General features: G+C 66.3%; 19 protein-coding genes and 1 pseudogene. 7 read left to right on the forward strand and 13 right to left on the reverse strand.

Translation table 11 applies throughout. The features are described 5' to 3' along the window. Nucleotides 1-17: 17 nt before the first annotated feature. Nucleotides 18-1,238, reverse strand: a complete 1,221-nt coding sequence (locus tag H3H37_RS05800) for an HD-GYP domain-containing protein (RefSeq protein ID WP_182160712.1) — start codon at nt 1,236-1,238, stop codon at nt 18-20. Nucleotides 1,239-1,376: 138 nt separating this feature from the next. Here H3H37_RS05800 and H3H37_RS05805 point away from each other — a divergent pair, with 138 nt between their 5' ends. Then, nucleotides 1,377-2,312, forward strand: coding sequence for a LysR substrate-binding domain-containing protein (locus tag H3H37_RS05805; RefSeq protein ID WP_182160713.1), 936 nt, complete (start codon nt 1,377-1,379; stop codon nt 2,310-2,312). A gap of 12 nt (nt 2,313-2,324) precedes the next feature. Here H3H37_RS05805 and H3H37_RS05810 read toward each other — a convergent pair whose 3' ends face one another. Further along, on the reverse strand, nt 2,325-2,849 hold the full coding sequence (locus tag H3H37_RS05810) for a helix-turn-helix transcriptional regulator (RefSeq protein WP_182160714.1): 525 nt from the start codon (nt 2,847-2,849) through the stop codon (nt 2,325-2,327). A 12-nt stretch (nt 2,850-2,861) separates the two neighbouring features. Further along, a pseudogene (locus H3H37_RS25720) lies at nt 2,862-3,122 on the reverse strand (hypothetical protein); the annotation flags it as partial. Nucleotides 3,123-3,458: 336 nt separating this feature from the next. Here H3H37_RS25720 and H3H37_RS05815 point away from each other — a divergent pair. Then, complete coding sequence (locus H3H37_RS05815) at nt 3,459-7,043, forward strand: indolepyruvate ferredoxin oxidoreductase family protein (RefSeq protein WP_182160715.1); 3,585 nt, start codon at nt 3,459-3,461, stop codon at nt 7,041-7,043. 214 nt (nt 7,044-7,257) lie between these two features. Further along, the gene (gene icmF, locus H3H37_RS05820) at nt 7,258-10,557 is read left to right on the forward strand and encodes a fused isobutyryl-CoA mutase/GTPase IcmF (RefSeq protein ID WP_182160716.1); all 3,300 of its coding nucleotides are present in this window, start codon (nt 7,258-7,260) and stop codon (nt 10,555-10,557) included. Between the two features lie 93 nt (nt 10,558-10,650). On the opposite strand, the gene H3H37_RS05825 is transcribed toward icmF, so the two are convergent. Together H3H37_RS05825 and H3H37_RS26030 are read right to left on the reverse strand one after the other, a co-directional pair. Beyond that, nucleotides 10,651-11,664 (reverse strand): substrate-binding domain-containing protein, encoded by a 1,014-nt coding sequence (locus tag H3H37_RS05825; RefSeq protein ID WP_182160717.1) that lies wholly within the window; start codon nt 11,662-11,664, stop codon nt 10,651-10,653. 28 nt (nt 11,665-11,692) lie between these two features. After that, nucleotides 11,693-11,821 carry a hypothetical protein gene (locus H3H37_RS26030; protein ID WP_255459129.1) on the reverse strand — a complete coding sequence of 43 codons (129 nt, stop codon included), beginning with the start codon at nt 11,819-11,821 and terminating at the stop codon, nt 11,693-11,695. A 148-nt stretch (nt 11,822-11,969) separates the two neighbouring features. Between H3H37_RS26030 and H3H37_RS05830 the strand changes: the two genes are divergently transcribed. Beyond that, nucleotides 11,970-12,308, forward strand: a complete 339-nt coding sequence (locus tag H3H37_RS05830; protein WP_182160718.1) for a hypothetical protein — start codon at nt 11,970-11,972, stop codon at nt 12,306-12,308. Between the two features lie 27 nt (nt 12,309-12,335). Here H3H37_RS05830 and H3H37_RS05835 read toward each other — a convergent pair whose 3' ends face one another. The 3 genes from H3H37_RS05835 to H3H37_RS05845 all read right to left on the reverse strand — a co-directional run bounded on the left by H3H37_RS05835 (nt 12,336) and on the right by H3H37_RS05845 (nt 14,811). Then, on the reverse strand, nt 12,336-13,355 hold the full coding sequence (locus H3H37_RS05835; protein ID WP_182160719.1) for an MBL fold metallo-hydrolase: 1,020 nt from the start codon (nt 13,353-13,355) through the stop codon (nt 12,336-12,338). Between the two features lie 96 nt (nt 13,356-13,451). After that, nucleotides 13,452-14,540 (reverse strand): WD40/YVTN/BNR-like repeat-containing protein, encoded by a 1,089-nt coding sequence (locus H3H37_RS05840; protein ID WP_182160720.1) that lies wholly within the window; start codon nt 14,538-14,540, stop codon nt 13,452-13,454. Nucleotide 14,541: 1 nt separating this feature from the next. Continuing rightward, the gene (locus tag H3H37_RS05845) at nt 14,542-14,811 is read right to left on the reverse strand and encodes a ubiquitin family protein (RefSeq protein WP_182160721.1); all 270 of its coding nucleotides are present in this window, start codon (nt 14,809-14,811) and stop codon (nt 14,542-14,544) included. Between the two features lie 94 nt (nt 14,812-14,905). On the opposite strand from H3H37_RS05845, the gene H3H37_RS05850 reads away from it, so the two are divergent. Continuing rightward, nucleotides 14,906-15,211, forward strand: a complete 306-nt coding sequence (locus H3H37_RS05850; protein ID WP_182160722.1) for a hypothetical protein — start codon at nt 14,906-14,908, stop codon at nt 15,209-15,211. 95 nt (nt 15,212-15,306) lie between these two features. Next, the gene (locus H3H37_RS05855; protein ID WP_182160723.1) at nt 15,307-16,002 is read left to right on the forward strand and encodes a GNAT family N-acetyltransferase; all 696 of its coding nucleotides are present in this window, start codon (nt 15,307-15,309) and stop codon (nt 16,000-16,002) included. 2 nt (nt 16,003-16,004) lie between these two features. On the opposite strand, the gene H3H37_RS05860 is transcribed toward H3H37_RS05855, so the two are convergent. From H3H37_RS05860 to H3H37_RS05880, 5 genes are all read right to left on the reverse strand, one after another. Continuing rightward, on the reverse strand, nt 16,005-16,301 hold the full coding sequence (locus tag H3H37_RS05860; protein ID WP_182160724.1) for a 2Fe-2S iron-sulfur cluster-binding protein: 297 nt from the start codon (nt 16,299-16,301) through the stop codon (nt 16,005-16,007). Between the two features lie 119 nt (nt 16,302-16,420). Continuing rightward, nucleotides 16,421-18,115, reverse strand: a complete 1,695-nt coding sequence (locus H3H37_RS05865; protein WP_182160725.1) for a methyl-accepting chemotaxis protein — start codon at nt 18,113-18,115, stop codon at nt 16,421-16,423. Nucleotides 18,116-18,375: 260 nt separating this feature from the next. After that, nucleotides 18,376-19,299, reverse strand: coding sequence for an ABC transporter permease (locus H3H37_RS05870; protein ID WP_182160726.1), 924 nt, complete (start codon nt 19,297-19,299; stop codon nt 18,376-18,378). Then, the gene (locus H3H37_RS05875) at nt 19,296-20,408 is read right to left on the reverse strand and encodes an ABC transporter permease (protein ID WP_182160727.1); all 1,113 of its coding nucleotides are present in this window, start codon (nt 20,406-20,408) and stop codon (nt 19,296-19,298) included. The genes H3H37_RS05870 and H3H37_RS05875 overlap by 4 nt, the downstream gene beginning before the upstream one ends. Then, entirely contained in the window at nt 20,395-21,993 is a 1,599-nt protein-coding gene (locus H3H37_RS05880; RefSeq protein ID WP_182160728.1) for an ABC transporter ATP-binding protein, read from the reverse strand. The genes H3H37_RS05875 and H3H37_RS05880 overlap by 14 nt, the downstream gene beginning before the upstream one ends. Nucleotides 21,994-22,315: 322 nt before the next feature. Between H3H37_RS05880 and H3H37_RS05885 the strand changes: the two genes are divergently transcribed. Further along, nucleotides 22,316-23,119, forward strand: a complete 804-nt coding sequence (locus H3H37_RS05885; protein ID WP_182160729.1) for a GntR family transcriptional regulator — start codon at nt 22,316-22,318, stop codon at nt 23,117-23,119. Nucleotides 23,120-23,331: the final 212 nt, after the last annotated feature.

Genomic DNA, 23,331 nt, shown 5'->3' on the forward strand with positions numbered 1-23,331 from the left:
GCCGGCGCGCGCCAGCGTCAGGCCAGCGTGAGGAAACGCATGGGGTCGACCTTCCACTTGGACGGCGACTCGTGGCCGACGATCTTGTCGCCGCCGCCAAAGCCCAGCCCGCGCGACAAGTCGATGGTTTCCGGCTTGATGTAGAGATTTTGCTTGGTGTTGAAGAACACGTTGACCTTGGGCGCCAGCAGATTGGTCTCATGCGGTTCGATCACCACGCCCAGCCGCCCCGATTCCAGCAACACCATGGTGCCGACCGGATAAATACCCACGCAGCGCATGAATTCCTGCGCATACACGGGATTGAAGTGGAATTTGCTCCACTCATAGATCTTGCGCAAGGCGGCCGCCGCCGACATGCCCTTGTGATAGCAGCGATCTGCCGTGATCGCGTCATAAACGTCGACAATGGCCGCCATCTGCGCCAGTTCGCTGATGCCCTCGCCGGCCTGCTTGTCGGGATAGCCGCTGCCGTCGCGGCGCTCGTGGTGGTGCAACGTGATGTCGAGCGGTATCGGTCCCACCTCGGGCGACTGCAGCAGGATGTCGTAGCCATCCTTAGGATGGCGCTTGATGATGGCGAATTCCTCGTCCGTGAGCGGCCCCGGCTTGTTCAGGATGGCGTCCGGCACCAGCGCCTTGCCGGTGTCGTGCAGCAAACCGCCGAGGCCGGCCTGGTGGGTCAGCGCGGGGTCCATGCCGCGCGAACGGCAAAACGCCACCAGCAGCGCACACACGCTGACGGAATGGAGGAAGGTGTAGTCGTCCTTGGTCTTGATGCGCAGCAAGCCCACCAGCGCACCCGGGTTGCGCAGGATCGATTCCGTGATGTTCTGCACCACCGGCTGCACCTGGTCCAGCTCGATCGCCTTGCCCAGCCGCGCGTCGCGCATCACGCTGCGCACCAGGGTCGACGCCTGGTGCCGGATCTGGGTCGCGCGCGCCATTTCCTCGCCCAGCGACACGCGCGTCACCACCACCGGCTTGGCCGCCAGCTCCACCAGTTCGCGCTCCGTTTCCGCCTGCGCCTCGGCCAGCGTGGGCGCGTTTTCCACGTCCAACCCCTTGTCGCTGTCGATCACGACGTCGTGGATGCCGGACTGGATGATCTTGCGGATCTCGTCTTCGCTGCTGATCAGGAAACGGTTGCGGATAAACGGATGGGTCATCCAGTCACAACTGAGATCATGGATGTACATGCCCACTTTCAGCTGTGAGGAATCGACTTTCTTAAACATACAGAACACTCACAAAGGAAGCTGGAAGGGCAAGAAGCGTTAGAATGAGTATAACAAATAGTTTCTGTCCAGGACTATGTTTTGCAATTCCGGCAGCATTTGTATCCGGTTTTTTACATATTACGCAACACAAGTTCCATGGAATTACGCCAACTTCGCTATTTTGTCGCTATCGTCGATCATGGTTCGCTATCGCGCGCCGCACTGGTGCTCCATGTGGCCCAACCCGCCCTGACCCAGCAACTGCGCCAGCTGGAACAGGAGCTCGACGCACAACTGCTGCACCGCACGGCCCAGGGCGTGCTCAGCACCGACGCCGGCAAGGTGTTCTACCAGCACGCGCAAGCGATCCTCAAGCAGGTGGCTGACGCGCGCTCGGCCGTCACGCAATCGGCCACGCGCCCATCCGGCAGCGTCACCCTGGGACTGCCGCACAGCATCTCGGGCGCGCTGGCGCTGCCGCTGTTGATGGCCGCCCGCCAGCAGTATCCGGAAATCACACTGCAACTGACGGAGGAATTGACGGGTAACCTGAGCGAGCAGCTCAAATCGGGCCGGGTCAACCTGGCCGTGCTGTTCGACGATGGCCAGCTGACGCCGTTCGCCTGCACCGCGCTGGCGGAGGAGGAGTTGCGCTTCATTTGCCGCGCCGACGCCGCCTGTGCGCCGGAAGGCGCATCGATCACGCTGGCGCAGGCGCTGGCCGCGCCGCTGATCCTGCCGGGCCTGCAACATGGCGTGCGGCCGCGCATTGAAAGCGTGGCGCGCACGGTGGGACTGGCGCCGGGCGACGTCATCGAGATCAATTCGATCGCCATCCTCAAGTCCGCCATCCTGGCCGGCATGGGCGCCACCATCCTTCCCGTCGCCCCTGTGCTGGATGAAGTGAAACGGGGCACCATGCGCAGCTACCGCATCCACAATCCCGCCATCTCGCGCACGGTGGTGTTGTGCGCGTCGAAGAACATCCCGCTGACCAACGCGGCCGCCGCCATCAGCCGGCTCGCGGTACAAGTCACGGCCGAGCTGTGCGCCGGCGGCACCTGGCTGGGCGCCAGGGCGCTGTCCTCATAAGCGACGGCCCGGTCAGACCAGCAACATCTGCAATTCCCGCTGCAAGTGGGGTACCAGCGCGGGCGCGGCCTTGGCCAGATTGACCTGCTTGGCCGTCTCCGCCACCTCGGCCACGCCGGCGGCGACCGGGTAAGCCCCCCTGGCCAACAGCCACTTCAGCACGTCGATCAAATGCCACACGGCGATGCTGCCGTCATGCACAGGCGCCGGGAAGCTGGTGGCATGGTTGACCATCAATTTGCGCATGTTCTGGCGCGTGGTACCGACCAACTCGGCCACATCGGTCAGACCGACGAAGTCGGGACCGGCCTCGATCAGGCGGGCGCTGGGCACGGCCTGTTTGACGTCGGCCAGCGCGCTGAGCAGCGCGGCCTGTGCGCTTTCGGCCTCGCGCGTGAATTCCAGCGCGATGCGGCCCGGCTGCCCGATACCGATCAGCGCATCGTCGCAGCCCGCAGCGCCTAACCGTTCCACGATGTCTTCCTGATGGCAGTCCTGCGGGGACAATTGGTACTTGAGGATAAACAGATATTCCATAATCTCACTCCGTTTTTTTGCCGCTACAACGGTCTTATGTACTGTGCAATTGTCGACTGCGCGCCGTATGGACTTGGCGTGGTTGCCCGGGTTCTTGGGTGTGCTCCAGATACTGGTAATACAAAATTCCCCGCAGCGGCAATCATTATTGTTGAAGGGACAGTAAATGCGCCCCCAGGCGTGGCTGCCGCCCACTTTGACTGACCATCCATGCTCTTCCGCATACCGCAGCGCGGCATCAACATCTTTGTGCGGATGTGATGTTCGGTTCATTGCTGCCTCCAGATTAATCACTGCCCTCGCGGTTGTCAAGTGAAACCAATTTAACGGCGATGCACTTGCCAACCGCCCCAGTCTGCGCTTGGCCTATCGGCCAGGCTTGTGGCAGCGCAGCCGCGCACCTGATCAGCCCCATCACTTTTTCTTATGCCCCCATCCAGAAACGCTATTTCCGTTAACGTCAACTAATCTCTACACTTGCCGCACTGCGGATGGTTGAGCCCCAACGATCCGCATCGCCGCCATAACAGGCGGCCAATGGCCCGACCCTGGTGCGCCTACCCGGCGCTCCCACAGACCGGGCGCGATCTGATACCACGGAGACAACTCATGCCTGATACCACGGCCACCGGCCCTGCCACGCCCACCGGCGTCGCAGCAACCGCCACCGACCGCCTCACCACCGTCACCCTCGACGACAAGTACACCGCCACCGAAGGCGCCATCTTCCTGTCTGGCATCCAGGCCCTGGTGCGCCTGCCCATGATGCAGCGCCAGCGCGACCAGGCCGCCGGCCTGAACACGGCCGGCTTCATCTCCGGCTACCGCGGCTCGCCGCTGGGCGGCCTCGATGAAAACCTGTGGAAGGCGCAGAAACACCTGGCCAGCCACCACGTCCAGTTCGTGCCCGGCGTCAACGAAGACCTGGCCGCCACTGCCGTGTGGGGCTCGCAGCAGGTGGATCTGATCGGCGAGGCCAAGTACGACGGCGTGTTCGCCATGTGGTACGGCAAGGGCCCCGGCGTGGACCGCTGCGGCGACGTCTTCAAGCACATGAACCACGCCGGCACCTCCAAACACGGCGGCGTGCTGCTGGTGGCCGGCGACGACCACGGCGCCTATTCGTCCACGCTGCCGCACCAGTCCGACCACCTGTTCTCGGCCTCCATGATCCCCGTGCTGTATCCGTGCAATGTGCAGGAATACCTGGACCTCGGCCTGCACGGCTGGGCCATGTCGCGCTTCTCCGGCTGCACGGTGGCGTTCAAGGCGCTGGCCGACACGGTCGAGTCGTCGGCCTCGGTGGACGCCAACCCCTTCCGCGTCGACTGCAAGATCCCGCAGGACTTCCAGATGCCCGAAGGCGGCCTGAACGCGCGCCTGTCCAGCATCCCGCTGGGCCAGCAAGCGCGCAACCAGGAAGCGCTAATGCAGGACTACAAGATCTACGCAGCCCTGGCCTACGCGCGCGAAAACAAGCTCAACCATACCACCATCACCAGTCCCGACGCCAAGCTCGGCATCATCGCCTCCGGCAAGTCCTACCTGGACGTGCTGGAAGCGCTGGAGGAACTGGGCATCGACGAAGCGATGGCAGCCAAGGTCGGCCTGCGCCTGTTCAAGGTGGCCATGCCGTGGCCGCTGGAACCGGACAGCGTGCGCGAATTCGCGCAAGGCCTGGACGAGATCCTGGTGGTCGAGGAAAAGCGCCAGATCGTCGAGTACCAGCTCAAGGAACAGCTGTACAACTGGCGCGACGACGTGCGCCCGCGCGTGATCGGCAAGTTCGACGAGAAGGGCGAATGGGTGGCCCCGCGCGGCGAATGGCTGCTCACCTCCAAGGCCGACTTCTCCGTGTCGCAAGTGGCGCGCGTGATCGCCAGCCGCGTGTCGCGCCTGATCTCGGACCCCGTCACGTGCGACCACATCAAGGCGCGCCTGTCCTTCCTGGACGCCAAGGACGCCGTGCTGAAAAAAGCCATCGACACGCCGTTCCGCCCCGCGTTCTACTGCTCCGGCTGCCCGCACAACACCTCGACCAAGGTGCCCGACGGCAGCCTGGCGCTGGCCGGCATCGGCTGCCACGTGATGGCCACCTCGATCTACCCCGAGCACAACAAGCTGACCACCCACATGGGCGGTGAAGGCGCGCCGTGGATAGGCCAGGCCGCGTTCTCCAAGTTGCCGCACGTGTTCCAGAACCTGGGCGACGGCACCTACTTCCACTCCGGCTACCTGGCGATCCGCGCGGCGGTGGCGGCCAAGGTCAACATGACCTACAAGATCTTGTACAACGACGCCGTCGCCATGACGGGCGGCCAGCCGGTGGACGGCACCACCTCGGTGCCCATGATCGCCCAGCAGATGGCGGCCGAGGGCGTGAAACGCATCGCGCTGGTGACGGAAGACCTGAACCGCTACACCGACCGCTCGGCCCTGCCCGCCATCGTCAGCCTGCACGACCGCAAGGAGATGGACGCCGTGCAGCGCGAACTGCGCGAGGTGCAGGGCGTATCGGTGCTGATCTACGACCAGACCTGCGCGGCCGAGAAGCGCCGCCGCCGCAAGAAGGGCGAGTTCCCCGACCCGGCCAAGCGCATGGTGATCAACGAAGCCGTGTGCGAAGGCTGCGGCGACTGCGGCATCCAGTCCAACTGCACCTCCATCCTGCCCAAGGAGACGGAGTTCGGCCGCAAGCGCACCATCGACCAGTCCTCGTGCAACAAGGACTACTCGTGCGTGAAAGGCTTCTGCCCCAGCTTCGTGACGGTGGAAGGCGGCACGCTGAAAAAGACCAAGACCGGCGTCAGCAAGGATGACGCGGACGACGGTTTCGGCCCGCTGCCCGTGCCCTCCCTGCCCGACTGCGAACAGCCGTACAACATCCTCATCAACGGCATCGGCGGCACCGGCGTGATCACGGTCGGCGCGCTGATGGGCATGGCCGCCCACCTGGAGGGCAAGGGCGCGTCCGTGCTCGACATGACGGGCATGTCGCAGAAAAACGGCTCGGTCACCTCGCACGTGAAGATCGCCCGCACTCCGGCCCACCTGCGCGCCCAGCGCATCGCCACCGGCGAGGCCGATTTGGTGCTCGGTTGCGACATGCTGACGGCCGGCGCCGCCGACGCCGTCTCCAAGATGCGTCCGGGCCGCACCATGGCCGTGGTCAACCTGCACGAGCAGCCGCCCGGCACCTTCGCCCAGAACGCCGACTGGCAGTATCCGGTGGATGAAGTGCGCGCCCTGATCAGCGAATCCGTCGGCGCCGAGCAGTTCCACAGCGCCGATTTCATCAATGCTACCAAGCTGGCCACGGCGCTGATGGGCGACTCGATCGCCGCCAACCTGTTCATGCTCGGTTACGCATGGCAGAAGGGCCGCATCCCGCTCACCGAAGCGTCGCTGCTGCGCGCCATCGAATTGAACGGCGTGGGCATCGCCGCCAACAAGCGCAGCTTCCTGTGGGGCCGCCGCGCCGCCGTCGACTTCCGGCGCGTGGAAAAGATCGCCACGCCGACCCAGGCCGTGGTGGTGCAGATGCCGCAAAGCCTGGACACGGTCATCAAGCGCCGCGTGCAATTCCTCACCGACTACCAGGACGCGGCCTACGCGGCCCGCTACGAGCAACTGGTGGCGCAGGTGCGCGCCAGGGAAACGGCGCTGGGACTGGGCAACAAGCTGACCACGGCCGTCGCCAAGTCCTGCTTCAAGCTGATGTCGTACAAGGATGAATACGAAGTGGCGCGCCTGTACACGGATGGCCGCTTCGTCGAGCAGCTCCAGCAGCAGTTCGAAGGCGACTTCACGCTCAAGTTCAACCTGGCGCCGCCGCTGCTGGCGCGCAAGGATGCCAAGGGCCACCTGGTGAAGGCGGAATTCGGCTCGTGGATGTGGCACGCCTTCCGTCTGCTGGCCAAGGCCAAGGGCCTGCGCGGCGGCATGTTCGATATCTTCGGCTACACGGAAGAGCGTAAGATGGAACGTGCCCTGATCACGGAATACCGTGACATGACGGCCGCCATCCTCGGCAAGCTGACGGCCGAAAACTATGAAACGGCGGTGGCGCTGGCGGCGCTGCCGGAAAAAGTACGCGGCTTCGGCCACGTGAAGGAGAAGGCCGTGGCCCAGTTCCATGTCGAGAAAGCGCGCCTGATGGGCGTGCTTGACGGCGGCCACCAGCACGCGGCCTGATCCCGAAGGCGCGGCCGGCCCCGCTTTCCTGGCAATCTTGCCCGGAAATCAAGGCCGGCCCGCCGCCACCAGACACCACCCCGGCCGGGGCGTGGCTGGCGTCATACAAGCCAACGCCGAGCCAGCGATTTCGCTTGACTTGACGTTAACGTAAACGTCATATAATTTGACGACTGCCTGACCACGCCTCGCGCCCAGAATGACAAGGACACCCATGAACGACCTCTCCGCTCCGAAAATCGCCGCCGTGCCGGAACAGCCCAAGCTGGCCAACAAGGTACGCTTCGTCACCGCCGCCTCCCTGTTCGACGGCCACGACGCCTCGATCAACATCATGCGCCGCATCCTGCAATCGAACGGCGTGGAAGTGGTCCACCTGGGCCACAACCGCTCGGTCGACGAGGTGGTGACGGCGGCCCTGGCCGAAGACGTGCAAGGCATCGCCATCTCCAGCTACCAGGGCGGCCACGTCGAATACTTCAAGTACATGATCGACCTGCTGCGCCAGCGCGGCGGCGCCCACATCAAGGTGTTCGGCGGCGGCGGCGGCGTGATCGTGCCCGACGAAATCGCGGACCTGCATGCCTACGGCGTGACCCGCATCTTCAGCCCCGAAGACGGTCAGCGCATGGGCCTGGTGGGCATGATCCAGTGGATGGTGCAGCAGTGCGACATCGACCTGTCGCAGTATTCGCCCACCTCGCTGGCCCCGCTCAAGGAAGGCGACATCGCCGCGCGGCACCGCCCGCTGGCACAGCTGATCACGGCGCTGGAAAACGAAAAAGCCTCGCCCGCGCTGCGCGCCGAACTGCTGGACGCCGCCATCGGCCTGGGCGTGCCCACGTTGGGCATCACCGGCACGGGCGGCGCCGGCAAATCGTCGCTGACCGATGAACTGATCCGCCGCATCCGCCTCGACCAGGGCGACGCGCTCAACATCGCCGTGATCTCGATCGACCCGTCGCGCCGCAAATCGGGCGGCGCGCTGCTGGGCGACCGCATCCGCATGAACGCCATCAACCCGTGGGCCGGCCAATCGCGTGTGTTCATGCGCTCGCTGGCCACGCGCGAAGCGGGCTCCGAGATTTCGCAAGCGCTGCCCGACGTGATTGCCGCCTGCAAGGTGGCCGGCTTCGACCTAGTGATCGTGGAGACCTCGGGCATCGGCCAGGGCGACGCGGCCATCGTGCCGCACGTGGACGTGTCCATGTACGTGATGACGCCCGAATTCGGCGCCGCCTCGCAGCTGGAAAAAATCGACATGCTCGATTTCGCCGACTTCATCGCCATCAACAAATTCGACCGCAAAGGCGCGCAGGACGCGCTGCGCGACGTAGCCAAGCAGTACCAGCGCAACCGCGAACTATGGTCCAAGCGCCCCGACGAGATGCCCGTCTACGGCACCCAGGCGTCGCGCTTCAATGACGACGGCGTCACCGCCCTGTATCAAGGCTTGCTGCCCAAGCTGGCCCAGTTCGGCCTGCAGGCCAAGCCGGGCAAGCTGGCCGCCGTCGACGTCAAATATTCGAGCGGCAAGCACGTGATCGTGCCGCCTGCCCGCGCCCGCTACCTGGCCGAAATCGCCGACACCGTGCGCGGCTACCACAAGTTCACCGGCAAGCAGGTGACGCTGGCGCGCGAACGCCAGCAACTGACGGAAGCCAAGCGCATGCTGGCCGCCGCTAAGAAGAACCTGAACCTGGGCGCCGATTTCGACGAACTGATCTCCGACCGCGACAGCGCCATGGACGCCGGCGCCAAGAAACTGCTGGCCCAATGGCCGGACCTGCAGCAGGCCTACGCGGGCGACGATTACGTGGTCAAGATCCGCGACAAGGAAATCCGCACCCGCCTGATCCAGCACACGCTGTCGGGCACCAAGATCCGCAAGGTGGCCCTGCCCCGCTACGAGGACCACGGCGAAGTGCTGCGCTTCCTGATGCTGGAAAACGTGCCCGGCTCGTTCCCGTTCACGGCCGGCGTGTTCGCCTTCAAGCGCGAAGGCGAAGACCCGACCCGCATGTTCGCCGGCGAAGGCGACGCCTTCCGCACCAACCGCCGCTTCAAGCTGGTCTCCACCGGCATGGACGCCAAGCGCCTGTCGACCGCGTTCGACTCGGTCACCCTGTACGGCGCCGATCCGGCCGTCCGTCCCGACATCTATGGCAAGGTCGGCAACTCGGGCGTGTCCATCGCCACGCTGGACGACATGAAGGTGCTGTACGACGGCTTCAACCTGTGCAGCCCGAGCACCTCGGTGTCGATGACCATCAACGGCCCGGCGCCCACCATTCTGGCCATGTTCATGAACACCGCCATCGACCAGCAGGTCGACAAGTTCAAGGCCGAGAACCAGCGCGAGCCGAGCGCCGACGAAGCGGCCAAGATCCGCGCCTGGGTGCTGCAGAACGTGCGCGGCACGGTGCAGGCCGACATCCTCAAGGAAGACCAGGGCCAGAACACCTGCATCTTCTCCACCGAGTTCTCGCTCAAGGTGATGGGCGACATCCAGGAATACTTCGTGCACCACCAGGTGCGCAACTTCTACTCGGTGTCGATCTCCGGCTACCACATCGCCGAGGCGGGCGCGAACCCGATCTCCCAGCTGGCCTTCACGCTGTCGAACGGATTCACCTTCGTGGAAGCCTACCTGGCGCGCGGCATGCACATCGACGATTTCGCGCCCAACCTGTCGTTCTTCTTCTCCAACGGCATGGACCCGGAATACACGGTGCTGGGCCGCGTGGCACGCCGCATCTGGGCCGTGGCCATGCGCGACAAGTACGGCGCCAACGACCGCAGCCAGAAGCTCAAGTACCACGTGCAAACGTCGGGCCGCTCGCTGCACGCGCAGGAGATCGACTTCAACGACATCCGCACCACGCTGCAGGCGCTGATCGCCATCTACGACAACTGCAACTCGCTGCACACCAACGCCTACGACGAAGCCATCACCACGCCGACCGACGAATCGGTGCGCCGCGCCCTCGCGATCCAGCTGATCATCAACCGCGAATGGGGCCTGGCCAAGAACGAGAATCCGAACCAGGGCTCGTTCATCATCGACGAGCTGACCGATCTGGTGGAAGAAGCCGTGCTGCAGGAGTTCGAGCGCATCGCCGAGCGTGGCGGCGTGCTCGGTGCGATGGAGACCGGCTACCAGCGCGGCAAGATCCAGGAGGAGTCGCTGCTGTACGAGCACCAGAAGCACGACGGCACGCTGCCCATCATCGGCGTCAACACCTTCCGCAATCCGAAGGCCAGCGACGCGCCGCAGAAGATCGAACTGGCCCGTTCCACGGACGATGAAAAGCAGTCGCAGCTCACGCGCCTGGCGGACTTCCACGCCCGCAACGCGGCCGCCGCCCCGGCCGCGCTGGCCGCGCTGCAGCAGGCCGCCATCGACAACGCCAACGTGTTCGACAAGCTGATGGACGCCGTGCGCGTCTGCTCGCTGGGCCAGATCACCACCGCGCTGTTCGAGGTCGGCGGCCAGTACCGCCGCAACATGTAAAGCGCAGGCCCCAGCCAAAACCGGGGTCAGGTCATACCTTCAGGCAAGATGCGCGCATTTTGCCTGAAGGTATGACCTGACCCCGGTTTGCTTTTAAGAAGCCGGGCGCGGGCCGACCGTGGAGCCGGGCACCAGCACCGGCTGCCACATTTCCTGCAGCTCACTGGCCGGGGTGCCGTCGGTCAGCGCCAGCAGCATCTCGATCATGCGCTCGCCGGCGCGGCGCGGTTCCGGCTGGTCGATGATGGTCACGTCGGAGCAGGCCAGCGTATCGGGCATGTTGCCCCAAACGATGATGGACATTTCCTTGCCGATTTCGATGCCGGCGTCCACCAGCGCGCGCACGGCGCCCACGCCGGACAGGTGGTTGTCTACGATCACGGCTGTCGGCCGGGGTGAGCAGGCCAGCAGCTGCTGCATGGCGTGGTGGCCGCTGCGCCGGTCCAGCGTGTTGTCGATCAGGTGGCGCGGATCGGGCGTCAGCCCCGCCTCGGCCAGGATGGCCAGCAGGCTGGCTTGGCGCTCGCGCGCGAAATTGAGTTCCAGCGGCGCGCTCAGCATGGCGATGCGCTGGTGGCCATGGGCCAGCAAATGCTCGACGGCCAGCCGCATGCCGGCCTCGTGGTCATAGTCGAACCACGCGTAGGGCGCATCGAGTTCCGTGCGGCCGTGGGCCACGAACGGGAAGCCGACCTTGTTCAGGTAGGCGATGCGCTCGTCGCGCACCAGCGTGCGCGCCACCACCAGCCCGTCCACCCGGCGTCCGCGCACCACTTGCTGGTACGAACGCAGCTCGTTCTGCGGCGACACGGGCGCGATGATCAGGTTCTGGCCTTTCTGCTCCAGCGCCTCCGACATGCCGCCCACCACGTCCAGGAACATGGGGTCGCCCAGGTCGCTGGGCGCCAGCGGATAGATGATGCCAAACACATTGGTCCGTCCCAGCGCCAGGCTGCGCGCCATGGGATTGGCCTGGTAGCCGGCCTCCTTGGCCGCCTTCAGCACGCGCTCGCGCGTGCGGCGGTTCACTTCCGGATAGCCATTCAGCGCACGGCTCACCGTTGTCTTGGACATACCCAACAGATTGGCCAGACTCTTGAGATTCATACCTGCTTCATTCCATGTTGATCGTTGATTATAGCTTAATCAGCAATCTTTCTGCCGCTGCCGGCTCCGCCTTGATCTTGAAAATATGCAACGTAATCAACATGATAGCGCAGCCAGCGCGCGCGGTGATTTTGCGCGCCGGCATGATGCGATGCATGATGACATCGTGACAACCGGTCCGTTTTGACAGATACTGCTGGCATCCGGGCGCATTTTGGCCTACGCTTGAAATGTACAAGCTTGGTAGCGATGGCGCATTCGCATGCCTGAAAAATCGCTGCCGGTTTCCGTTTAAGGTGATCGAGGTGGCTACCCTTACATCCGTCAACGCGCTGCAAGCATCCGTTGCCCAGGCTCAACAGCTGGTGCAGCAGGATCAGACGCGCGTGAACCAGGATAGCAGCCGGCTGGAACAGAGCCAGAACCAGCTGACCAAGGACAAGCAGCAACTGAGCGAAGCCCAGCAGCAAAGCCGCCAGGCCTCCCAGCCGGCGCTCAAAGCCGCCACCCCGGTCCGTATCGACAACGCGATCGAGAATCCACCACCATCCCAGCAAGTGCTGCCGGCCGCGCTCACCACGGCCAAACCGCAGGTGAACACGCTGGGCCAGACCATCGGCAAGTTCATCAATACCGTCGCCTGAACGCCCGCGCCGCCCCCGGCGGCCGCCTCACTTGGCGTGCAACCACCAGTGCTCCGCCGCTTCCGGCTCAGTCAGGCTCAGCGCCTTGCCGATGGCCGGCGTGGCGATCGGCAGCGCGCGCTCGCGCGCCAGCGCGACGATGCGTTCAAACGGTTCATGCCAGGCATGCATGGCCAGGTCGAAGGTGCCGTTATGGATCGGTAACAGCACCTTGCCGCGCAAATCCACGTGGGCCTGCAGGCTCTCCTCCGGCTGCATGTGGACGTCCGGCCATTGCGGGTCATACGCTCCGGTCTCGATCATGGTCAGGTCGAACGGGCCGTACATGTCGCCGATCTCCTTGAATCCCTTGAAATAACCGCTGTCGCCGCTGAAAAAGATGCGCGTGTGGGCCGTTTCGATGACCCACGACGACCACAGCGTGCTGTTGCCATCGAACATGCCGCGGCCCGAGAAGTGCTGGGCCGGGGTGGCCACCAGTTTCACCCCGTCGAGGTGCTTGCTTTGCCACCAGTCCAGCTGGTGCACCTTGCCGGCCGGGACGCCCCAGCTCACCAGCGTGTCGCCCACGCCCAGCGGTGCGACGAAATGGGTGGTGCGCTCGGCCAATGCCAGCACGGCGGCCTTGTCCAGGTGGTCGTAATGGTCGTGCGACAGGATCACGCCATGGATGGGCGGCAAGTCGGCAATGGCGATCGGCGGCGCATGGAAACGCTGCGGGCCGGCCCACTGCACGGGCGAGGCCCGCTCGGAGAACACGGGGTCGGTCAGCCAGAACTGGCCGCCCAGCTTGAGCAGCAGGGTCGAATGGCCGAGACGGAACAAACTATTGTCATCGGCTTCAAACAATTGTTCGGCGCTGAGGGCGTGGACGGGCAAGGGTTTGCCGGGCACCGTGTTGGCCGGCTTGGCGAACAGGAAACGCAGGGCGATGCCGAGGCTTTTCAGCAGCCCGCCCCTGCGCATGCGGGCCGGATTGCGGTATTTGCCATCCTTCTGGTGATACTGGCTCAAGGTGGCGTTGAGGCGGGCGGTGACAGTCGTCATGGTGGTCGGCGCCGGGGCGTCCGGTGGTGGGTATCGTCGCTATGTGGGGGCATCCGGCCCGGCTGCAAGCGTGCCGGGCTGGACATCGATGGGCCTTCAGCCGAACGCCACCGCGTACACGGGCGGCAGGTTGTTGCCGATGGTTTGCCAGTGCTCGCCGCCATTGGCCGACAGCCACACCCCGCCCGTCGTCGAGCCCATCAGCAAGGTCTTGCCATCATCATTGACGGCCAGCCCGTGCCGGTAGATCAGGTCGTAGCAATGCTCCTGCGGCAGGCCGCTGCGCATGGCCGCCAGCGTCTGGCCGCCGTCCGTCGTGCGCGTGACGGACAGGGCCGCGTTGGGCGGGATGCGGCGCTGGTCGGCCTCGGCCGGCACGAACCAGGCCGTCTCGCCGTCCTGCGGGTGGACAGCCACGGCGAAACCGAAACCGGACAATGGCGCCGTCTGCACGGCCGTCCACAACGCGCCATTGTCCGTGCTGCGCCAGATGCCGCAGTGATGCTGGCACCACAGGGTGTCGGGCGCGCCGGCGCAGCGCACGATGCGGTGCGGGTCTTGCGCCAGTTGGTCTTCTTGCAGTTCCGGCGGCATGTAGCATGCGCGCAAGCCTTTGCCGCCGAGCGTCCAGCTGGCGCCGCCGTCGGTGGTCCGCCACACCCCGCCGGTGGACACCCCCACCAGCACCGAGCGGCTGTCGCGCGGATCGACGCAGATGCTGTGGATGCCGGGCACGTCGTAACCGCCGCCGGCCCACTGGCTGCGCCCGGGCGCGTTCCACAGCGACTCCACCAGCTGCCAGGTGGCGCCCCGGTCGGCCGAGCGGAACAGGCCGCCCGGCAGGGTGCCGGCCCACAGCACGCCCGGTTCATCCGCGCCGCCGGCCGCCAGCGACCAGATCTGTTTGAGCGTCCATTCCAGCTTGTCTTCGCTGCCGTCGGGCTTGGCCGGATAGGCGGGCACGCCCACTTCCGTCCATGTGTCGGCGCCGGCGTCGAGGCGGTGCAGCTTGGTGCCAAAATGGCCGAGGTTGAGCGCCGCGTACAGCGCCCCGTCGCGCGGATCGGCCAGCACCATGGACACGGGGTCGCCGAGGAAGTGGCTGGCGCCCAGCTGCCACACGCCATTGACGGGCGCCAGTTCGAACAAGCCCTTGCGGGTACCGAGAAACGCGCGTGCCGCCATGTCAACCTCCAGATAACGCTTGCAGGATATACACCCGGGAATCGGGACGCAGGGCATCGTCGAGCCGCTGGCGCTCGCGCGTGCGCTGGCCGTCGATGAAGATGACGACGTTTTCCCGCAGATGGCCATGCTCGTCGAGCACATAGCCGCGCAGGCGGGGCTGGCCGGCGAAGGCGTCATCGAGCGCGCCACGCAGGTCGGGCGCGGGCGTGTCCACCTCGGGCACGGGGAGGAAACGGGCCAGCTGCTGGGTGAAGATCAGGTGCGCCATCGCCGTTACGTTTTCGTCATCGGAACAGCGATTCTAACGCGGTTCGCGCCGCGCCCGGTCTACAATTGAAGCGTGCCAACCACCGGAGCGCGCCATGTCGATCACCCCGCAACAACTGGAATTGCTGATGGAGGAAGTGGAGCAGGAAGACCCGATCGATTTCGCCGACCTGCCGTTCGACGAACACGACCTGCGCGCCCTGATCGCCAACCACCTGTGCGAGATGGCCGACGCGATGGAGAGCTTCAGCGAGGAGGACCGGCAGCTGACGCTGCTGGCCGTGGCCGCCAAGCTGGTGCTGGAGAACCTGGTCCTCAATGTCCAGTTGCTGCGCCGCCATGGCCTGCCCCTGAGCGACAGCACGGCCGCCCTGCTGAGCCGGCTGCGCAAGGGCGACTGAGCAGCGGCGGCAGCGGCGGCGGTGCCAGTCCGCGCCGACGCGACCGGCGCGGCGCGGTGCTACACTGGCGGCACTTCAGCCGCCCTATCCGCTTCATGCTTGATCAACTCGACAATGTTTTCTGGCACGCGCTGAGCGGGCCGCAAGCGCACCTGGCCACCGGCGCCGGCGCCGCGCGCCGCTACGCCCCCGGCTTTTCGCCCATCATCGGTTTCGCCATCCCGGAACAACCGGACTTCGCGGCGCTGGCGCCGTTCTGCCAGCCGGGCGAACTTTTCTACTGCGCCGGCTGGTCCGGCGCGGCGCCCGACGGCTGGGCAGTGGAAGTAGAGGCCATGATGATCTGCATGGTGTGGCGCGGCGCCCTGCCCGCCGCCGACGACGCGCCCGACGCCATCGCACTCGGGCCGGAGCACGTGGAACAGGCGGTGCAACTGGCCGCGCTGACCAAACCCGGCCCGTTCGGCCCGCGCACGCTGGAACTGGGCGACTACTACGGCTATGTCGACGGCGACCGCCTGATCGCCATGGCTGGCGAGCGCAGCCGCCTTCCGGGCCTGCGCGAAATCAGCGGCGTGTGCACCCATCCCGATTACCAGGGCCGGGGCCTGGCGCGGCGCCTGATGTTCAAGCTGATCCGCAACCACATGCTGCGCGACGAACAATCGTTCCTGCACGTGATGGCGGCTAACGAAGCGGCCCACCAGCTCTACCTGCGCATGGGCTTTGCCGACTACCGGCACACGGTGGTGCGGGTGGTGGCCAGGACCGGCCAGCCGGCCCGGACCTAGCCTCAGGCGATCTTTTTGGCGGCCGGCGCGATGAGGGTCAGATCCGTCTCGGCCAGCGCCACGCAGGGCAGGATGTAGCCCTCGCGTTTTTCATCGAGGCTCAGGCCCGGCCACTCGATCTTGTAGCGCACGCTGCCGCTGCGCAGCTGGCACAGGCAGGTGCGGCAGGTGCCGTTGCGGCAAGAGCTGGGCAGCCGGATGCCGGCCTGTTCGGCCGCCACCAGCACGGTCGTCTCCGGCCCCGCGTCAAATTGCCATTGCTTGCCTTCCAGCGTGATGCGCCGCGCCGCCGTGTCCATCCTGTGCCGCCCCGTTGTCGTTGAATCGACATGATAAAGGGAAACAGCAAGCGACGGTGCAGCCCGGCCTGGCACGGCCGCAGGCCGGGCCGCAGAGGCGCAGGCCGGGCGCCCCTGCCTCAGGCCAATTGGCGTACCTGTTGCGGCTCCCGTGCGGCAGGCCGGGACGGCGCGCGGCGCGAAAGCGTGGGTGGGGATGGAGGCTGGTGCGGCGCGGCGCCGGCCGCCGCCGCGCGTGCCGCTTGCAGCTTGAACACGGCCATCGCCTGCGCCACGTGCTGCGCCTGCTGGGCCAGGTTGCCGGCGGCGGCGGCGGCCTGCTCCACCAGCGCCGCGTTTTGCTGCGTCAGATCGTCGATCTGGCCCACGGCCATGTTGACCTGGCCGATGCCGTGGCTCTGCTCGCGGGTGGCGGTGGAAATCTCGTCCATCACCTGCGTCACCTGGCACACGGACGCGATCACCTCGTGCATGGTGGCGCCGGCGCTGCTGGTCAGTTCCGCGCCCGCGTTGACTTTGGCGATCGACAGGTCGATCAGCTGCTTGATCTCGTGGGCCGCCGTGGCCGCCCGCTGGGCCAGGCTGCGCACTTCGCCCGCCACCACCGCGAAGCCGCGTCCTTCCTCGCCGGCGCGGGCTGCTTCCACCGCCGCGTTCAGGGCCAGGATATTGGTCTGGAACGCGATGCCGTCGATCAGGCCGATGATGTCCTGGATCTTGCGCGACGAGGCGCTGATCTCGTCCATCGTGTGCACCACGCGCTCGACGATCTCGCCGCCATGCTCGGCCACCTTGGAGGCGCGCCCCGCCAGTTCGTTGGCGCTGGCCACGCTGCTGGCGCTTTGCTGGAGGTTGGTGGTCAGTTGCTCCATGCTGGCCGCCGTCTGCTGCAGGCTGGACGCCTGCGACTCGGTGCGCCCCGACAAGTCCATATTGCCGGTGGCGATCTCGCCGGTGGCCACCGTGATCTCGTCGAAATTGCGGCGCACGTCGCCGATGATGCTGTGCAGGTTGACGTTGGTCTGGCGCAGCGCGGCCAGCAACTGGCCCATCTCATCGTCGCGCGGCACCTCGATCACGCCCGTCAGGTCGCCGCCCGCCATTTTGCGGGCCGCGCTGGTGGCGCGCCGCAGCGGCTCGGCCACGCTGCGGTGCAGGCTGTACCAGAACGCCAGCATCACGGCCGCCGCCACGCCGGCCGCCGCCGTCAGGAACATGCGCGCGCCATCGGTGGTGCTGGCGTCGATGCGCCAGAACGCCACCGCGAACACGGCCATCATCAGCGTGATGAAGCCGGCGTTGAGCGCCACGTGGCGGCTGAACGACAGCCGCGTGAGCGCGCGCAGCCGCGCCAGCACGCCGGTCGACACGGCGCGGCCGTTGACGATGCGCAGCCGCTGCGGATTGCCGGCCTTGAACTGGCGGTACAGCGCGTCGGCCTCGGCCACCTGCTGGCGGCTGGGCTTGCTGCGCACGGACATGTAGCCGACCGGCTTGCCCTGCTCGATCACGGGCGTCACATTGGCCAGCACCCAGTAGTAATCGCCGTTCTTGCAGCGGTTCTTGACCATGCCGGTCCACGGCATGCCGTTCTTGATGGTGCCCCACAGGTCGGCGAACGCTTCCACCGGCATGTCCGGATGGCGCACGATGTTCTGCGGCGCGCCGATCAGTTCCTCTGCCGTGAAGCCGCTCACTTCGATGAAATAGGGGTTGGCGTAGTTGATATTGCCACGCAAATCGGTGGTGGAGACGATGGTCTTGTCGTCGTCCAGCATGTATTCGTGCTGGGTGACCGGCATGTTGTTGCGCATTGTCGCTATCCTCGCAGAAGAAGAACCGTGGACAAAATGATGCACATCGAAGCCGCGAGCCGGGGATGGGGGCCGCCTGTAGATTTGCGCGGGCGATCTGGCCCGTCCGGCCGTGATACCAGCCGTATCTATGGTTTTAGTATAGTCGGTAAGTTTCGCAACAAACTCTCACATTATTGCGACATGGAAAACAAACGCCCGCCTCAGAGGGCGGGCGTTGCGCAGCGTCATGGCGGGCGTCGCGCGCCCGCCACACCGGCTCAGTCGGCGCGGAAGTTCTGGCCCAGCGACATGGGCTTGTTGAGCAGGATGGTCTGCGGATTGCGGCAAATGATCACCAGCACCACGATGGTGGCCAGGTAAGGCAGCATGGACAGGAACTCGGACGGCACGGCGAGGCCCATGCCCTGGCCATGGAACTGCAGCACCGTCACCCCGCCGAACAGGTAGGCGCCCACCAGCACGCCGCGCGGCTTCCAGGTGGCGAACACCACTTGCGCCAGCGCGATCCAGCCGCGGCCGGCCGTCATGCCCTCCACCCACATCGGCGTGAGCGCCATCGACAGGTAGGCGCCGCCCAGGCCGGCCATGGCGCCGCCGAACAGCACGGTGCCGTAGCGCAGCCCGATCACGGGGAAGCCGATGGCGTGCGCGCTGTCGGGCGACTCGCCGACGGCGCGGATCAGCAGGCCCAGCCGGGTGCGGGCCAGCATCCAGCCCACCACGGCCACCAGCGCCACCGAGGCGTACACCATGATGTCGAAGCGGAACAGCAGCGGCCCCACGAACGGCAGTTCCGACAGCACGGGGAAATGCAGGTGCGGCAGCGGATCGATGGTCTGGCCGACGAAGCCGCGCCCCATGAACGCCGACAGGCCCACCCCGAACAGGGTCAACGCCAGCCCGGTGGCCACCTGGTTGGTTTGCAGCGTGAGCACGAGGAAGCCGAAGATCAGCGCCATCGCCATGCCCACCGCCATCGCGCCGAGCAGGCCCAGCGTCATGCTGCCGGTGCCCAGGGTGACGGCGAAGCCGGTCACGGCGCCCACCAGCATCATGCCCTCCAGGCCGAGATTGAGCACGCCCGAGCGCTCCGTCACCAGTTCGCCCATGGAGGCGAGGATCAGCGGCGTGGCGGCGCCGGCGGTGCTGGCCAGGAAGGCGATCAACAACTCGGTATTCATGATGCGGTCCCTTCGGTTGGGGTGGGCGCGGCGGCGGCCACATGGGGCACGGCGCGGTGGCGCGGCTTGAAGCGGTAATGGATGAACAGGTCGGCCGCCAGCAGGTAGAACAGCAGCAAGCCCTGGAACAGGCCGGTGATGGCCGACGGCAGTTGCAGTTCGATCTGGGCCGTCTCGCCGCCGATGTAGAGCAGGGACATCAGCAGCGCCGACAGCAGCACGCCCAGCGGATGCAAGCGGCCCACGTAGGCCACGATGATGGCGGCGAAGCCGTAGCCGGGCGACACCGACGGTTGCAGCTGGCCCAGCGGACCGGCCACCTCGCCCACGCCGGCGATGCCCGACAGCGCGCCGCTGATCATGAACGCCACCCACACGTTGCGCGGCTCGCTGAAGCCGGCGTAGGCGGCGGCGGCCGGCGCCATGCCGCTCACCTGCATGCGGTAGCCGGCGAAGGTGCGGGCGCAGAAGAACCAGGCGCCGGCCGCCACCAGCAGCGACAGCGGGAACGCCGCGTTCACGCGCAAGCCTTCCATCAGCAGCGGCAGCATGGCGGCATCCTGGAACATCTTGGACTGCGGGAAGTTGAAGCCGGCCGGGTCGCGCAGCGGGCCATGCACCAGGTAGCTGAGCAGCAGGTAGGCCACATAGACCAGCATCAGGCTGACCAGGATCTCGCTGGTGTTGAAGCGGGTGCGCAGCAGCGCCGGGATGGCGGCCCAGGCCATGCCGCCCAGCGCGCCGGCCACCAGCATCAGCGGCAGCAGCCAGCCGGCCTGCACGTCGTCGAAATACAGGGCCACGCAGCCGGCCGCGATGGCGCCCACCGTGAGCTGGCCGTCGGCGCCGATGTTGGCCACGTTGGCGCGGAAGCCGAGCGCGAGGCCCACGCCGCACAGGATCAGCGGGGTGGCCTTGAGCAGCAGTTCGCCGACACCGTACAAGGTGCTGGCGGGCTTGATGAAGTAGACGAAGAAGGCGTGCAACGGGTCCTGGCCCAGGAACGAGAACAGCACGGACCCCGTGACCAGCATGGCCAGCGCCGCGATCAGCGGCGAGGCCAGCATCATGGCGCGCGAAGGTTCGGGACGTAATTCAAGCCGTGACATGGGCAGCTCCTGGTGCGGGTTGGTCGGCGGGCGGGTCGACATGATCGAAGTCGCCGCTCATCCACACGCCGATCTGGTGGATGGTGGTGGAGGCGGCCGGCACGGTGCGCGACAGCCGGCCCTGGGCCAGCACGGCCAGCCGGTCGCTCATCTGGAACAACTCGTCGAGCTCCTCCGACAGCACCAGCACGGCCGCGCCCTGGTCGCGCAGGTCGATGATGGCCTGGCGGATCAGCATGGCCGCGCCGATGTCCACGCCCCAAGTGGGCTGGGCGAACACCACCACCTTGGGCGCCAGCATGATCTCGCGCCCGACGATGAATTTCTGCAGGTTGCCGCCCGACAGGCTGGCGGCGGCCGACTCCTCGCCGCCGCACTTGACCTTGAAGCGTTCGATGACCTCGCGCGCGAAGGTGCGCACGGCGCCGAACTGGATCAGGCCGCGCTTGACCATGCCGGCGCCGCCGGCCGGGATGTAGCCGGTCAGCAGCGCGTTGTCGGCCAGCGACAGGGCCGGCGCGGCGCCGCGCCCGAGGCGCTCCTCGGGCACGAAGCCCAGGCCCAGCTGGCGGCGCTGGGCCGCGTTGAGCCGGCCCACAGGCTGGCCGTTCATGCGGATCGCGTCGCCGTGCGCCAGCAGGCGCTCGCCCGAGATAGCCTTCAACAGCTCCTGCTGGCCGTTGCCGGAGATGCCGGCGATGCCGACGATCTCGCCGCTGCGCAATTCCAGGCTGATGTCCTTCAAATGCACGCCGAACGGATCGTCGCTGGCCACGTTCAGGTGGGCTATGGCCAGCCGCACTTCGCCCGGTGCGCGCGGCAGGTGGCGGCAGGTAGGCAGCTCGCGGCCTATCATCAGCTCGGCCAGCGAACGAGCGCTTTCCTCCTTCGGCACGGCGGTGCCCGACACGCGCCCCATGCGCAGCACGGTGGCCTTGTCGCACAGCGATTGGATCTCGTCGAGCTTGTGGCTGATGTAGAGGATGCTCATGCCCTCGGCCGCCAGCCGGCGCAGCGACTCGAACAGCTTGAGCACGGCGTCCGGCGTCAGCACGGAGGTCGGTTCATCCATGATCAGCAACCGGGGCGACTGCAGCAGGCAGCGCACGATCTCGACCCGCTGGCGCTCGCCCACGGACATGCTGTGCACCAGCCGGTCCGGGTCCAGCGGCAGGCCGTATTGTTCAGATACGCTGCGGATGCGCGGCGCCAGTTGTTCCGGCGACGCCTTCTCGTCCAGCGCCAGCGAAATGTTCTGCGCCACCGTCAGCGTCTCGAACAGCGCGAAATGCTGGAACACCATGCCGATGCCCAGCTTGCGCGCGTCGTGCGGCGAGTGGATCGCCACTTCCCGGCCTTCCCACTGGATCTGGCCTTCGTCGGGTTTGGTCACGCCGTAGATGATCTTCATCAGCGTGCTCTTGCCGGCGCCGTTCTCGCCCAACACGGCGTGTATCTCGCCCGGCATCACCGTCAGGTCCACCTCGGCGTTGGCGACCACGGACGGATAAATCTTGGTTATGCCCCGCAGCTGCAGGCGCGGCTCGTGGCGCGGCGGCGTGGCCGGGGCGGCGGTGTCGTTCATCGGGCGGAACCTCCTCGTTGTATACAAATGCTTGCGAGCATAGTCATCGAACTACGCAAGCTCCGTGCCACCGCCCGGTGGCCGGCCTCTGCGCGCGATGGTTGAAAGCATACGCTCTCGCGCATGACTTCACGCACTTTTTTTGCGCAGCTTGTGGGCAAAAACGCACTATATAAAGCGTGCGGATTCACCACAAACGTGCGAAATTGTATCCACTCGCCACCAAATTGTGGCCAGTTTCGTACACAATATGAGCACGAATCCTGCTTTACATGGCGCAGACCCGCCGGGCCCGACCCGCGCACGCTACAGGAGAACCAAGATGAGCAGCCCCACCCCCGCGCCCCGCGCCACGGGCAAGCGTAAAACCCGCGCCCCGGCAGCTTCGGCCGAGACCACCGCGGCCACGGCCGTTGCAACGCCCGCGCCCGCGCCGGCCGCCCGCCTCAAGCGCGGCACCACCGCCATCGACCTGCGCATCTACCGCGCCGTCGTCAACGCCGTCATGAGCCACCGGTTGCCGCCCGGCACCCATCTGGGCGAAGCGGATTTCTGCGAGCTGTACCAGGTCAGCCGCACCACCGTGCGCAAGGCGCTGCAACGGCTGGCGCACGACCACATCATCGAACTGCGCCCCAACCGCGGCGCCGTGATCGCCTCGCCCACGCCGGAGGAGGCGCGCGACATCTTCGCCGCGCGCCGCGCCGTGGAGCGCGAGATCGTGCCGCTGGTGATCCGCAACGCCACCCCCGCCTCGCTACAGCAGATCCGCGCCGCGCTGGAGGCGGAAGACCAGGCCCGCCGCACGGGCGACCGCGCCAGCTGGATCCGGCTGGGCGGCGAATTCCACCTGCTGCTGGCCGAACTGGCCGGCAACCAGGTGCTGCTGCGCTTCATGTCGGAACTGGTGTCGCGCTGCTCGCTGATCATCGCGCTGTACGAAAGCCCGGGCGCGCCCATGTGCGAGAACGACGAGCACCAGGACCTGATGTCGCTGATCGAGCAGCGCAAGGTGGCCGAGGCCACGGCCCTGATTGACCATCATTTGCTGGAAATCGAAGGCCGGCTGCGGCTGGGCGAACCGGAACGCAAGATCAACCTGGCCGAGGCCCTGTCGGGCTTCTGAGGGCGATTGCATACACATGCGCCGCGCGCACCAGCGCGTGGCGTTTTGCCGGCCGCCGCCCACCCGTGGTGCGCCGCGCGCCCAGTCGCGAGGCGCAAAGCCAGTGGCGGCGCGGCCCGGCGCCCGCTCCGGCATGGCGTAAAAACCACAATTACATAATGAAATGCAGCATTTATTTCATTTCGATGACACTCTGGCCTACTATTTGCTAG

This window comes from Rugamonas brunnea (assembly GCF_014042345.1).
GTDB classification, from domain to species: Bacteria; Pseudomonadota; Gammaproteobacteria; order Burkholderiales; family Burkholderiaceae_D; genus Rugamonas; species Rugamonas brunnea.

Excerpts from the sequence above, each read along its gene's own strand:
- H3H37_RS05800 (WP_182160712.1), bottom strand. The coding sequence starts at position 1,238 with ATGTTTAAGAAAGTCGATTCCTCACAGCTGAAAGTGGGCATGTACATC.
- H3H37_RS05805 (WP_182160713.1), top strand. The coding sequence starts at position 1,377 with ATGGAATTACGCCAACTTCGCTATTTTGTCGCTATCGTCGATCATGGT.
- H3H37_RS05810 (WP_182160714.1), bottom strand. The coding sequence starts at position 2,849 with ATGGAATATCTGTTTATCCTCAAGTACCAATTGTCCCCGCAGGACTGC.
- H3H37_RS05815 (WP_182160715.1), top strand. The coding sequence starts at position 3,459 with ATGCCTGATACCACGGCCACCGGCCCTGCCACGCCCACCGGCGTCGCA.
- icmF (WP_182160716.1), top strand. The coding sequence starts at position 7,258 with ATGAACGACCTCTCCGCTCCGAAAATCGCCGCCGTGCCGGAACAGCCC.
- H3H37_RS05825 (WP_182160717.1), bottom strand. The coding sequence starts at position 11,664 with ATGAATCTCAAGAGTCTGGCCAATCTGTTGGGTATGTCCAAGACAACG.
- H3H37_RS26030 (WP_255459129.1), bottom strand. The coding sequence starts at position 11,821 with ATGCATCGCATCATGCCGGCGCGCAAAATCACCGCGCGCGCTGGCTGC.
- H3H37_RS05835 (WP_182160719.1), bottom strand. The coding sequence starts at position 13,355 with ATGACGACTGTCACCGCCCGCCTCAACGCCACCTTGAGCCAGTATCAC.
- H3H37_RS05840 (WP_182160720.1), bottom strand. The coding sequence starts at position 14,540 with ATGGCGGCACGCGCGTTTCTCGGTACCCGCAAGGGCTTGTTCGAACTG.
- H3H37_RS05845 (WP_182160721.1), bottom strand. The coding sequence starts at position 14,811 with ATGGCGCACCTGATCTTCACCCAGCAGCTGGCCCGTTTCCTCCCCGTG.
- H3H37_RS05850 (WP_182160722.1), top strand. The coding sequence starts at position 14,906 with ATGTCGATCACCCCGCAACAACTGGAATTGCTGATGGAGGAAGTGGAG.
- H3H37_RS05855 (WP_182160723.1), top strand. The coding sequence starts at position 15,307 with ATGCTTGATCAACTCGACAATGTTTTCTGGCACGCGCTGAGCGGGCCG.
- H3H37_RS05860 (WP_182160724.1), bottom strand. The coding sequence starts at position 16,301 with ATGGACACGGCGGCGCGGCGCATCACGCTGGAAGGCAAGCAATGGCAA.
- H3H37_RS05865 (WP_182160725.1), bottom strand. The coding sequence starts at position 18,115 with ATGCGCAACAACATGCCGGTCACCCAGCACGAATACATGCTGGACGAC.
- H3H37_RS05870 (WP_182160726.1), bottom strand. The coding sequence starts at position 19,299 with ATGAATACCGAGTTGTTGATCGCCTTCCTGGCCAGCACCGCCGGCGCC.
- H3H37_RS05875 (WP_182160727.1), bottom strand. The coding sequence starts at position 20,408 with ATGTCACGGCTTGAATTACGTCCCGAACCTTCGCGCGCCATGATGCTG.
- H3H37_RS05880 (WP_182160728.1), bottom strand. The coding sequence starts at position 21,993 with ATGAACGACACCGCCGCCCCGGCCACGCCGCCGCGCCACGAGCCGCGC.
- H3H37_RS05885 (WP_182160729.1), top strand. The coding sequence starts at position 22,316 with ATGAGCAGCCCCACCCCCGCGCCCCGCGCCACGGGCAAGCGTAAAACC.